The sequence below is a fragment of the Streptomyces sp. P5F9 genome, from assembly GCF_057961495.1.
Window position 1 is genome coordinate 1 of sequence record NZ_JBXVPZ010000325.1, and the last position, 10,992, is coordinate 10,992.

12 protein-coding genes, 6 tRNA genes and 2 pseudogenes are annotated in these 10,992 nt (G+C 68.7%); 8 read left to right on the forward strand and 12 right to left on the reverse strand.

Annotated features, from left to right (window positions below; translation table 11 throughout):
* The 6 genes and pseudogenes from AC31A1_RS36270 to AC31A1_RS36295 all read right to left on the reverse strand — a co-directional run.
* A pseudogene (locus tag AC31A1_RS36270) lies at positions 1-228 on the reverse strand (hypothetical protein); the annotation flags it as partial.
* A 4-nt stretch (positions 229-232) separates the two neighbouring features.
* Entirely contained in the window at positions 233-1,108 is an 876-nt protein-coding gene (locus AC31A1_RS36275; RefSeq protein ID WP_489657388.1) for a carbohydrate ABC transporter permease, read from the reverse strand.
* Complete coding sequence (locus AC31A1_RS36280; protein WP_489657389.1) at positions 1,105-2,073, reverse strand: carbohydrate ABC transporter permease; 969 nt, start codon at positions 2,071-2,073, stop codon at positions 1,105-1,107. The genes AC31A1_RS36275 and AC31A1_RS36280 overlap by 4 nt, the downstream gene beginning before the upstream one ends.
* The gene (locus AC31A1_RS36285) at positions 2,073-3,359 is read right to left on the reverse strand and encodes an ABC transporter substrate-binding protein (protein WP_489657390.1); all 1,287 of its coding nucleotides are present in this window, start codon (positions 3,357-3,359) and stop codon (positions 2,073-2,075) included. Before AC31A1_RS36285 ends, AC31A1_RS36280 begins: the two co-directional genes overlap by 1 nt.
* Positions 3,360-3,703: 344 nt before the next feature.
* Positions 3,704-3,775, reverse strand: a tRNA-Val gene (locus AC31A1_RS36290).
* A gap of 77 nt (positions 3,776-3,852) precedes the next feature.
* Positions 3,853-4,317 carry a TIGR02611 family protein gene (locus tag AC31A1_RS36295; protein WP_489657391.1) on the reverse strand — a complete coding sequence of 155 codons (465 nt, stop codon included), beginning with the start codon at positions 4,315-4,317 and terminating at the stop codon, positions 3,853-3,855.
* Between the two features lie 191 nt (positions 4,318-4,508).
* Here AC31A1_RS36295 and AC31A1_RS36300 point away from each other — a divergent pair, with 191 nt between their 5' ends.
* Both AC31A1_RS36300 and AC31A1_RS36305 read left to right on the forward strand, forming a co-directional pair.
* Positions 4,509-4,922, forward strand: a complete 414-nt coding sequence (locus AC31A1_RS36300) for an SsgA family sporulation/cell division regulator (RefSeq protein ID WP_004002642.1) — start codon at positions 4,509-4,511, stop codon at positions 4,920-4,922.
* Positions 4,923-5,227: 305 nt separating this feature from the next.
* The gene (locus AC31A1_RS36305; protein WP_033282237.1) at positions 5,228-5,788 is read left to right on the forward strand and encodes a CGNR zinc finger domain-containing protein; all 561 of its coding nucleotides are present in this window, start codon (positions 5,228-5,230) and stop codon (positions 5,786-5,788) included.
* 83 nt (positions 5,789-5,871) lie between these two features.
* Here the strand turns inward: AC31A1_RS36305 and AC31A1_RS36310 are convergent, their stop codons facing one another.
* Together AC31A1_RS36310 and AC31A1_RS36315 are read right to left on the reverse strand one after the other, a co-directional pair.
* Entirely contained in the window at positions 5,872-6,024 is a 153-nt protein-coding gene (locus tag AC31A1_RS36310) for a hypothetical protein (protein ID WP_019059824.1), read from the reverse strand.
* 169 nt (positions 6,025-6,193) lie between these two features.
* Positions 6,194-6,643, reverse strand: a complete 450-nt coding sequence (locus AC31A1_RS36315) for a hypothetical protein (protein ID WP_489657392.1) — start codon at positions 6,641-6,643, stop codon at positions 6,194-6,196.
* Positions 6,644-6,897: 254 nt separating this feature from the next.
* Here AC31A1_RS36315 and AC31A1_RS36320 point away from each other — a divergent pair, with 254 nt between their 5' ends.
* Entirely contained in the window at positions 6,898-7,413 is a 516-nt protein-coding gene (locus tag AC31A1_RS36320) for a DsbA family protein (protein WP_489657393.1), read from the forward strand.
* Positions 7,414-7,428: 15 nt separating this feature from the next.
* Here AC31A1_RS36320 and AC31A1_RS36325 read toward each other — a convergent pair whose 3' ends face one another.
* Genes AC31A1_RS36325 through AC31A1_RS36335 form a run of 3 tightly spaced genes read right to left on the reverse strand, consistent with a single transcriptional unit; the run spans position 7,429 to position 10,168 of the window.
* Entirely contained in the window at positions 7,429-8,253 is an 825-nt protein-coding gene (locus AC31A1_RS36325; protein ID WP_489657394.1) for a GNAT family N-acetyltransferase, read from the reverse strand.
* A 53-nt stretch (positions 8,254-8,306) separates the two neighbouring features.
* Positions 8,307-9,128 (reverse strand): aminotransferase class IV, encoded by an 822-nt coding sequence (locus AC31A1_RS36330; RefSeq protein ID WP_489657395.1) that lies wholly within the window; start codon positions 9,126-9,128, stop codon positions 8,307-8,309.
* Positions 9,125-10,168: a chorismate-binding protein gene (locus AC31A1_RS36335; protein ID WP_489657396.1), complete on the reverse strand. Its 1,044-nt coding sequence runs from the start codon at positions 10,166-10,168 to the stop codon at positions 9,125-9,127. The genes AC31A1_RS36330 and AC31A1_RS36335 overlap by 4 nt, the downstream gene beginning before the upstream one ends.
* Before the next feature lie 179 nt (positions 10,169-10,347).
* Here AC31A1_RS36335 and AC31A1_RS36340 point away from each other — a divergent pair.
* The 5 genes from AC31A1_RS36340 (at position 10,348) to AC31A1_RS36360 (ending at position 10,804) form a co-directional block, all read left to right on the forward strand.
* Positions 10,348-10,420, forward strand: a tRNA-Gly gene (locus AC31A1_RS36340).
* Positions 10,421-10,460: 40 nt separating this feature from the next.
* Positions 10,461-10,534: transfer RNA gene (locus AC31A1_RS36345), tRNA-Cys, on the forward strand.
* A gap of 1 nt (position 10,535) precedes the next feature.
* Positions 10,536-10,607 (forward strand) — tRNA-Val (locus tag AC31A1_RS36350).
* Positions 10,608-10,626: 19 nt separating this feature from the next.
* Positions 10,627-10,698, forward strand: a tRNA-Val gene (locus AC31A1_RS36355).
* Positions 10,699-10,732: 34 nt separating this feature from the next.
* Positions 10,733-10,804: transfer RNA gene (locus AC31A1_RS36360), tRNA-Val, on the forward strand.
* Positions 10,805-10,854: 50 nt separating this feature from the next.
* Here AC31A1_RS36360 and AC31A1_RS36365 read toward each other — a convergent pair.
* Positions 10,855-10,992 (reverse strand): annotated as a pseudogene (locus tag AC31A1_RS36365) (zf-TFIIB domain-containing protein); the annotation flags it as partial.

Sequence of the window (10,992 nt, forward strand, 5' to 3'; positions counted from 1 at the left end):
GCCGCGCACCGCCCCCCGGACGTCCGCGACGAACTCCCGCCAGCCACCGCCGACATGACCCGTGCGACGCCTCAAGTGCCGTGCCCCGGCGGCAAATGCGGCGGGATAGGTGACAACTCCCGCCGACGCGACGGCGATCCACACCCCGGTGAGCAGACATTCGGCGAAGACCCCGAACCGCTCGGCGAAGACCGACTCCCTGCGTGCCTTCACGCGTGCTTCGGCCACCGTCTCAGCCCTTCAGTCCGGAGGTCGCCATACCGTCGATCAGGTACCGCTGGAAGGCGAGGAAGAACAGCAGCACCGGAAGCAGCGCGACGAGCGACATCGCGATCATGCCGCCGTAGTTCGCGGCCACACCGTCGGAGTCGCGGAACATCATCAGGCCCAGTGAAACCGTGTATTTCCCGGGCTCGTTGAGGTAGATCAGCGGGCCCATGAAGTCGTTCCAGGCGTTGATGAAGGTGAAGATCGCGCTGGTGATGAGCGCGGGCCGGCACAGCGGCAGCACGATCGACCAGTAGATGCGCAGGTGCCCGCAGCCGTCGAGCCGGGCGGCCTCGTCCAGTTCCTTCGGCAGGTTGCGCATGAACTGCACCATGAGGAAGACGAAGAAGGCCTCGGTCGCCAGGTACTTGCCGAGCAGCAACGGGACGTAGGTGTTGACCAGTTCGAGCTTCTGGAACATCACGTACTGCGGGATCAGCAGCACGTGGTACGGCAGCAGGAGTGTGCCGATCATCAGCGAGAAGAGCAGGTTGCGGCCGGCGAACCGGATGCGGGCGAAGGCGTAGGCCGTCAGGGAGCAGGAGATGAGGATGCCGACGACCGAACCGAGGGCGTAGAAGAGGGAGTTCTGGAAGAAGGTCCAGATCGAGATGTCGGCGATGCCCTTGGCCAGGCCCTTGAAGTTGGCGAGGATCGGGTGCCCGGGGAAGAGCTGCAGGCTGTTGATGACGTCCTTGCTCGGCTTGAACGAGGCGCCGATGACCCAGACGACCGGGTAGAGGACGACGGCGAGGACGGCCAGCGCCCCGACGTGCCAGACGAGCGAGCCGGTGCGCTTGCGCCCCAGACCCGGGGACTTCGAGACGGTGCCGGCACTCATCGGACGTCCTCCTCGTAGTGCACCCACTTCTTCTGCGACCAGAAGAGGACGGCCGTCACGAGCGCCACGGCGAGCAGCAGCATCCACGCCATCGCGGACGCGAAGCCCATCTGGGCGTTCTTGAAGCCCTGTTGGTAGAGGTAACAGGTGTAGACGAGCGTGGCGTCGGCCGGTCCGCACTGGCTGTTCGAGACTACGTACGCCGAGCCGAAGATCTGGAAGGAGTGGATGGTCTCCAGCAGCACGTTGAAGAACAGCACCGGGGAGATCATCGGGAGGGTGATGTTCCAGAACCGGCGGAAGGGTCCGGCCCCGTCCATCGCGGCGGCTTCGTACAGCTCCCTCGGGACCTGCTTGAGCCCGGCGAGGAAGATGACCATCGGTGCGCCGAACTGCCAGACGGTGAGCGCGACCAGGGAGTAGAGGATCCAGTCGGGGTCGCCGACCCAGCCGCCGACATGGGAGCCGAACAACGACTGCGTACGGTCCACCACGGCGCCGTCGGAGAACAGCGTCCGCCAGACGAAGCCGATCGAGACGCTCGCGCCGATGAGTGAGGGGGCGTAGAAGGCGGCCCGGTAGAGGGCCTGGCCGCGGCGGCTCTGCGCGAGCAGCATGGCCACGCCGAGCGCGAGGATCAGTTTCAGCGGGGTGCCGATGACGACGTATTTCGCCGTCACCTCGACCGACTTCTGCCACCGGGGGTCGTCGAACATCCGGGTGAAGTTGTCGAAGCCGATCCACTTCGGGCTGTCGAAGAGGTTGTAGTCGGTGAACGCGAAGTAGAGGGAGGCGACCATGGGGCCCGCGGTCAGCAGCAGGAAGCCGGCGATCCATGGGGACATGAAGAGGTAGCCGGCGAGGTTCTCGCGGCGCCCCCGCCGCTTCAGGTCGGCGGGGGCTGCGGAGCGGGTCGGCCGGGCGTCGGGCGGAGCGTCCTTGACGAGCGTCACGGCGGTTCCCATCAGGCGGAGAAGGCGGCCTGCGCCTCGGAGAAGAACTGCTTCACCGCGTCGCCGACCTTGGTCTTGCCCAGCGCCATGTCCCCGCCGATGCGGAGGAAGGCGGACTCGGCGGTGTCGGCCCCGGACGGGTGCGGGGTGATCGTCCCGAGGACACCGGCCTTGGCGGTGTCCACCTCGTACTGGGCGATCTCCTTCTGGACCGTGTCGGTCGGTTTGAACGCGTCGTACTGGTCGGTGGTCGCGAGGATGCCCCGGTCGTAGCCCATGATTTTTCCGACCGAGGGGTCGTGGACCATGAAGTTGATGAACTGGGCGACCTCCTTCGGGTGCTTGGTGCGCGCGGAGCCGCTGAGCATCAGGGACGCGAGGTACTGGCCGGTGTCCTTGCCGTCGGTGGTGGGGATCGGCGCGAGGCCGTAGTCGCTGGTGCCCTCCGCCGTGTAGCGGACGGTGAAGTTGTCCCAGGTGAATTCCGAGGCTCCGTGTCCGGCCGAGAGCGAGGACTTGGGGGTGTCCTGGGCGACGACCTTCGGGGAGGTGACGATCCCGGCCTTCACCCGGCCGTATCCGTCCGTCCACCACTCCGTCAGATCCGACTCCTCGAAACCGAGTCCGTCCTTGGTGAAGAACGCCTTGCCGTTCTGCCGGAGGTAGAGGTCGTACAGGTACATGATGCTGAAGTAGCCCGTGTCCCCGGGGACTTCGGTCTTGTCGTGGATCGTCTTGAGGGCCTTGAAGTACTCGTCCCAGGTCCAGCCCGCGGTGGGGTCGATGCCCGCCTTCGCGTAGACCTTCTTGTCGATGACCAGCGCCATGGTGTTCGAACCGACCGGAACACCGAGCTGCTTGCCGTCGACCTCGCCGACTTTCACGACGCCCGCGCGGAAGTGATCCAGGCTCAGATTCCCCGCGTCGACCTGTGACCTGAGATCGAGCAGGATGCCTCTCTTGTCGTACTTCCGAAGAAATCCCACAGCGTTCTGGAATACGTCCGGTGGATTTCCGCCCGCGGCCTGCGTCTGGAACTTCTCCCAGAAAGAGGGATAGTCCTGAAAGTCCGTCTTCACCTTGATCTTCGGATACTTCTTCTCGAAGAGCGCGATGGACTGATTGATCTTTTTCGCCCGCTCCTCGGCACCCCACCACGAGTAACGGATCGTCACATTCCCGTCCGCGGACGTGCCGTCGTTCCCGCCGCACCCCGTCGCCGCCAGCCCCAGCGTGACCGCCGAGACTCCGCCGGCCTTCAGGACCGTACGCCTCTCCACATTCGTGCCGGTTCCCATGATGGGCCCTCCCCGTAGCGTCGTTGCCACCTGCATGAATCGTTTCAAGTAAGCGCTTGCTGGCACAAGCTACGGAGGCCCTCGGGGTGCGTCAATGATTCGGACAGGATTTTCTTGCGGACCGGCCGAGTGCTACGACGGCGCCGCCGGGCGCATTGCGGAGGCGAAGGGACGGACACCGCAGGTGAGGCGCGCGTGGCCGGTCGGCCGAACAGGAAGCGGCCTGCCGTGCCCGAACACCGGGCGGCCGAAAAACGCCTGAGCGGTGGGGGCGTGACCGCGCGGTCCGGTGGCTGAACGACGACGGCCCGCCTGTGTGATCACAGGCGGGCCGTCGGTCCGGGTGGGCGATACTGGGTTCGAACCAGTGACCTCTTCGGTGTGAACGAAGCGCTCTCCCACTGAGCTAATCGCCCGGGCGCACGGAGAACATTACCCCATGTCAGCGGGTGCCCCGACCAGCGCCGGAAGGCCCCCGGAGGCCGTCAGCGGGTCACTGGTCCTTGATCTTCCAGGGCATCACGACGCCGAACTTCCAGACGTAGACGCCGACAAGGGCGACCACGATGACCAGGCCGATCGAGGTCAGGACGATATTGCGGCGGCGTACGGCGGGATCGAGCGCGCGCTGTGCCGCCTCGGTCACCTTGCGCTTCGTCCAGCGGAGCACCAGCTGGGCCCAGACGAACTCGGTCGCCCAGATCGCCATGCCGCCGAAGATCACGACCCAGCCGGGTCCCGGCAGCGGCAGCATGATGACGCCGGCGACGACGACCGCGAGGCCGATGACGAAGACGCCGACCTGCCAGCTCAGATGCAGCGCACGGCGTGCCTTGATGAATTCCGGCGCCTTGGAACCGAGCCCTTGCCCGTCCCGCGCCCCGTCCGCCCGCGTCTCGTCGGCCGCCCCGCCCGACGTCACGACAACCTCACCCGGCTCGTCACTCCCCGTATTCATACGGACAAACCCTACCCGAGGGAAACCAGTCACCGGAATGGCCGCACCGCGCGATCGAGCCCTCGGCCGGAAGAGTTACGTAAAGGCACGCAAAACACTCAGAGGGGTTTACAACGGCACCGTAGGTGGCATGTCGATTTCGCCGACGTGCGAATCCCCGAGCGCACACTGAGCGAAAGGCCCTGGCGCTTATGAACACCACGGTCAGCTGCGAGCTGCACCTGCGCCTCGTTGTGTCGAGCGAGTCATCCCTGCCTGTCCCCGCAGGCCTGCGGTACGACACGGCCGACCCCTACGCCGTGCACGCCACCTTCCACACCGGAGCCGAGGAGACCGTCGAGTGGGTGTTCGCCCGCGACCTTCTCGCGGAGGGCCTCCACCGGCCCACCGGCACCGGCGACGTCCGAGTCTGGCCATCCCGTAGTCACGGTCAGGGCGTCGTCTGCATCGCACTGAGCTCTCCCGAGGGCGAAGCCCTGCTGGAGGCTCCCGCGCGGGCTCTGGAGTCCTTCCTGAAGCGGACGGACGCCGCCGTGCCACCTGGCACGGAGCACCGGCACTTCGACCTGGATCAGGAGCTGTCGCACATCCTGGCGGAGAGCTAGAGCGAGGTCCCAACCAAGCCGCCCGGCGCCGTCCGAACTCGGGGAGACGGCTCGGGCACAGACAACCGCATAGGGCATACACCGGCGCCGTCGCCGCGATTCGTCGCGGGGGCGGCGCCGGTGCGCGTGCCGACCCGGGCCCCGGCGACTCCCCGCGGTCCGCCGTCCGCGCGGTCCTCCGCGGTCCGGGGAACCGCGACGGGCGCGGTGCCGTTCATAGAGACATGGGGCCGTCCTCCGGGAAGCCACTACCATCGGCCAGCATCGGCGGGCGTCCGCCCGACCCCCAGGCCAGGGAGCGAAACGTGCTGATCACCCACGACACCCGGTGCGCCCTCGACACCGTGGTCGATCTGGTGAACACCGCACCGGAGGACGCTGCGGCGCCGGACGGACTGCAGGATGTCGCGCTGCTCGCGGATTTCGTACGGAACCACGAGATCAGCGATGTCGGGGTGCTGTCGGAGTTCGACCTCTCCGCCGTGCGCAAGATCCGCGGCCGGTTCACCGCGGTCTTCTCGGCCCCGGACCCCCGGACCGCCGCCGGGCTGATCAACGACCTGGTCGCCGCCGCGGGCACCACACCCCGGCTCACGGACCACGACGGCTACGACTGGCATGTGCACTACTTCGCGCCGGGCGCCTCGGTCGCCGACCATCTCGCCGCGGACTGCGGGATGGCGCTCGCGTTCTTCGTAGTGGCCGGCGAGCAGGAGCGGCTGCGCCGCTGCGAGGCCCCGGACTGCCGGCGTGCCTTCGTCGACCTCTCCCGGAACCGCTCCCGCCGGTACTGCGACAGCCGGACCTGCGGGAACAGGCTGCACGTGGCCGCGTACCGGGCACGGCGCAAGGAAGCGGCGGGCTGACGCCCGCCGCCGGCCGGCCCGGCACGAAGGAATCGATGAGTTCGTGGCCCCCGGCGGGTGACGTCGGGGACCACGAGTACGGCTCACAGCATCAGCAGGTCGTGCAGCGAGGCCATGAGCAGCAGACACCCGATCACCGCTAGGAAGATCATCAGCGGTGGCTGGGAAAGGGCGAAAAGGCACCCGCGCGGCTCGTCCTTCGGCGGCGCGGCGTCGCTCTGTGTCGTGTCCAGCATCTCGCGGCGATGATGACGCAGCGGAGGCTCCTGGCGCGATCAACACGCCCGCTATGAGAGGGAGTTCGCCGAATTCCGTGATGTCCGTTTCGAGTCGCGACGACTCCTGAACGCTTACCGGCGGACCTGGCTCACTCTGTGTCGTTTCAGTCGCGGTCCCGTCCGACCGTCATATGCCGTGCTTCTTCAGGATGGCCTCGATGTCGCTGAAGTCGTCCCCGCTCTGCGCGCGGGGCGTGGCCGCGGGCCGGGTCGCCGGGCGCTTGGCCGGACCCAGGGAGGGGGCGGAGGCCGCCGGAGCCACCGCGTCCGACTGGGCCGAGGCCCGGGCCGCCTTGCGTTCCTTGCGCGTGCCGCCACCGCCGCGACGGCGCTCCACGGCACGCGTGCCCATGAAGAGCAGCCAGGCGCCGCCCAGCACGACGAAACCGGCCCAGGCCGTAGGACTGAACGCGGTGTCGGCCACCCAGCCGACGACACCGGTCATCACCAGGCCGACCGGCACCAGCGAATAGGCCGCGATACGGGCGGCGGAGAGAAAACGCTTGCGATACGCCGTGACCGCCGCGATGCCCAGGCCGGCCGCGGAGACGGCGGAACAGACGGTCTCGGCAATCATCCGGTCCTCCAGGCAGTTTCCGTCGGGCAGGTCTCGGTCGGACGAGTTCGGCCGGTCCGGTCGGACACGTCAGTCCGGGCAGGTCGCACTTCGTCCCTTCCATCCTGCACCGTCCGGTCCCCGGGAGGCCATGCCCCGGTAGGACATCAGGGACATCTCCGGGTCGCATCCTCCCCAGGTGCCGGTCGGCGTCGTACGAGTGCGGCCCGTGGTCCCGGTTGGGGCGGCGCGGCCGGGGCTGGGAGACTGGCCCCATGAGTGACCTCCCCTCCGTGCGCACCCCCGTCCTCGACGTCTGGTGCGAGCTCCAGTGCCCGGACTGCGACACCGCCCTGGACGATGTACGCGCCCTGCGGGCCCGCTACGGCGACCGGCTGGAGGTGCGGCTGCGGCACTTCCCGCTGGAGAAGCACAAGCACGCGTTCGCCGCCGCGCAGGCCGCCGAGGAGGCCGTGGAACAGGGGCGGGGCTGGGACTACGTCGAGGCCGTGCTCGGCCGGGTCGCGGAGCTGGACCGTGAGGGAGAACCCTTCCTGGTCGAGGTGGCCGGTGAACTCGGTCTGGACGCCGAGGAGTTCGACACCGCCCTGATCGACGGCCGGCACATCCTGATCGTCGACGCCGACCAGGCCGAGGGCAAGGCCATCGGGGTCACCGGCACCCCGACGTACGTCATCGGCGGCGAGCTTCTCGACGGCGGCAAGAGCCAGGACGGGCTCCGCGGCCGCATCGAGGAGATCGCCGACCGGTTGCTGGCCGGGGGCGAGTGAGCCTCGGACCGAGTCTCAGAGCAGGCCCTTGTACAGGTGGTAGGTGACCGTCTCGTAACCGAGTGACTCGTAGAGCCGCTCGGCCGGGGTGTTGCCCGCGAAGACGTTCAGCCGGATCGTCGGCAGACCGGTCGCGATGCCCTGCGCCTCGGCCAGGAGCATCAGGGTGCGGCCGTGGCCCCTGCCCCGATGGCGTGCGTCGGCCTCGACCTTGTAGACGAAGGCCTTGCCGTCACGGGGACCCGTCCAGAGCGTGCCGACCGCGGTCCCCTCGTGCTCCAGGACACTGAAGACCATGTCCGCGGTGTCCACTCCGTGGGGCAGCAGGGCGGCGTTGCCCCGCAGCGCCTTGGTCCGGGCCTCCGCCTCGGGCACCCCGCGCTCGGTCCAGCTCTGGATGAAGGACTCCGTGTCGAGCTCTTGCCAGGGGCCGAACTCCTCCTGCGTCATGGGCCGCCCCCGGCTCCCCGCGGGCAGTTCGGGCGCGATGACGCCGAGGGACTTCTCCATGTGGCGGTTGCGGACGACGTAGCCGAGGTTGGTCGCCATCCTGAGCGCCACCTCCGCCTCCGCGGGCACGGAAGCCTCGATCCGCTCGCAGCCCCAGCCCCGCACCACCTCCTCGGCGGCGAGCGCGGCCACGGTGCCCCGGCCGCGTCGGCCGTCCTGCTCATCGATACGCAGGTCCAGGATCTGAGCCACCGAGTCGCCGAAGAACGGACTCGTGCCGAGGTGGATCAAGCCGACGGGACGGCTGTTCACACACACCTGATAGCGGCGTGAACGCGTCCCGTCGGCCTCGCGCTGAAGCGGCTCGGTCGGCCGCAGGGTCGTGGTCATCAACTGTGTTCTACCCGACCTGGAGCCCAAGGTCAGCCTCTTAAATTAGGCCCTTAGGGATCAAGGTCGTCGCCCGACCGCTCGTCGAACACGCGCATGGCCTTGGCGGTCACCGGCCCCGCCACACCCGGGAGTTGACGCTCGTCGACGAGGTGAACGGCCTGGACGTCCCGCAGCGACGACGTGAGGAAGACCTCGTCGGCGCGTTCCAGGACGTCCAGCGGCAGGTCGGTCTCCTTGGCGCCGGTCCATTCGACGGTCAGGGCGCGGGTGATGCCGGCGAGACAGCCGGAGGTGACCGGCGGGGTGTGGAGCTCGCCGTCCAGCACCACGAAGACGTTCGAGCCTGTGCCCTCGCAGAGTTGGCCGACCGTGTTGGCGAACAGGGCCTCGGAGGCGCCGTGTTGGTGGGCGCGGGCGAGGGCGACGACGTTCTCGGCGTAGGAAGTCGTCTTGAGGCCGGCGAGGGCGCCGCGTTCGTTGCGGGTCCAGGGGACCGTGACGGTGGCCGTGGAGTCGGGGCGGCGGCTCGCCTCTCCGAGGGCGACCACGAGGGTCGGGCCGTGCTCGCCGCGGTCGGAGCCGAGGGGGCCGTGGCCGCCGGTGTACGTGATGCGGAGCCGGCCGAACGGCATCGGGTTGGCGTCGAGGACGGCCGCGCAGCCGCGGCGGACCTCGTCCAGGTCGGGGTCGGGCAGCCCGAGGCCGCGCGCGGAACGGGTCAGCCGGTCGAGATGGCGGGTCAGCGCGAACGTCCTGCCGTCCGTCGCCTTCACCGTCTCGAAAATGCCGTCGCCCACGGTCAGTCCGTGGTCGAAGACGGAGACACGGGCGGACTCGATGTCCTGGAGCCCGCCGTCGAGCCAGATCTTCATGAAAGAGCCTCTCCGCTCACCTCGTACACGCCCGACGCTATCGCGAGCAGCCGTGACGCCTTCAGCTCGGTCTCCCGCCACTCCCCCTCGGGGTCCGAGCCCCAGGTGATGCCCGCGCCGGTGCCGAAGCGCAGCATGCCGTCGGCGCGGTCGATCCAGAAGGTGCGGATGCCGACGGCCAGTTCGCCGGCCCCCCGGTCCGCGTCGACCCAGCCGATGCCCCCGCAGTAGGGGCCGCGGGACGCGGTCTCCAGGGCGTCGATGATGCGCAGGGCACTGGACTTGGGCGCGCCGGTGACACTCCCGGGCGGGAAGGCGGCGGCCAGCAGCTCCGGCCAGCCGGCGGCGGCGGGCAGCTCTCCTCGTACCGTCGACACGAGGTGGACCAGACCCGGATGCTTCTCCACGACACACAGGTCCGGGACGGTCACGGTCCCCGTGGCGCACACGCGGCCGAGGTCGTTGCGGACCAGGTCCACGATCATCACGTTCTCGGCGTAGTCCTTCTGCAGCAGGTCCGCCTCCGTCCGCCCGGTGCCCTTGATCGGGCCCGACTCGACGACCCGGCCGGTGCGGCGCAGGAAGAGTTCGGGCGAGGCGGTGGCTGTCTCGACGCCGTGGTCGGGCAAGCGGATCGTTCCTGCGTACGGCGCCGGGTTGCCGCGTGCGAGCAGGGCGGTGAGGGCGTCCACGTCGGCGTCGGGAGCGACCGGTGCGGACAGGACGCGGCACAGGTTCGCCTGGTAGACCTCGCCGGCCGCGATGTGGTCCCGGATGCGGCGGACGCCGGCGGTGTAGGCGGCGCGGTCGAGGGAGGAGGTCCAGGCCTCGGTCGCGGGGCCGCGCCAGGCGCCGGGGGCGGGCGCCGGGACCGGTTCGTGCCGTACGTCGCGGAAGCGCGCGCAGGTCAGACGGCCCTCGAAGTCGGCCGCGACCGCCCAGAAGCCGGTGGAGTCCAGGGCCGCGGGATCGCTGGTGACATCGAGGAGACCAGTGGCGACACGGCCGCCGAAACGGGCGAGAGGGGTGAGGCGGGACACGCCGTCGAGTCTATGGCGGGTGTCTCACAGGTCGCCCGGCCATGTCACCGCGGGTGCCCTGACCATGTGTTCCCGTAGTCGCAGGCCAGCACGCTGCACAAACGCGTTTTTGTGCTGGCCCCGGAATCCGCTAGAGTTCAACTCGTCGCCGCGACGCGCAAGCCGAGCGGAAACGACAAGCGGACGTAGCTCAGTTGGTAGAGCGCAACCTTGCCAAGGTTGAGGTCGCCAGTTCGAACCTGGTCGTCCGCTCGCAGGAAAGTGGGGGAACTTCCCGAACCCCTACGCTCCTGGTGGAGTGGCCGAGAGGCGAGGCAACGGCCTGCAAAGCCGTCTACACGGGTTCAAATCCCGTCTCCACCTCCAAGGACGATTAGCTCAGCGGGAGAGCGCTTCCCTGACACGGAAGAGGTCACTGGTTCAATCCCAGTATCGTCCACTGGTCCGCAAGGATCCCCGCGCGATTAGCTCAGCGGGAGAGCGCTTCCCTGACACGGAAGAGGTCACTGGTTCAATCCCAGTATCGCGCACGCACCGCCCATGATCCCCGGATCGTGGTCCCGAGGACGATTAGCTCAGCGGGAGAGCGCTTCCCTGACACGGAAGAGGTCACTGGTTCAATCCCAGTATCGTCCACACCGAAGCCCCCAGCGCTCATAGCGTCCGGGGGCTTCTTCGTGTGCCGGTCAGCTGGAGAACAGCATGTGGCCGAAGCTCTTGTGCCGGTGGTGGCCGCCGTGACCGCCGTAGTGGCCACCGCCGTGACCGCCGCCGTGCGGGGCGCCCCAGGCGGGCGCGGACGGGGCGGGGTAGGCCTGCGGGCC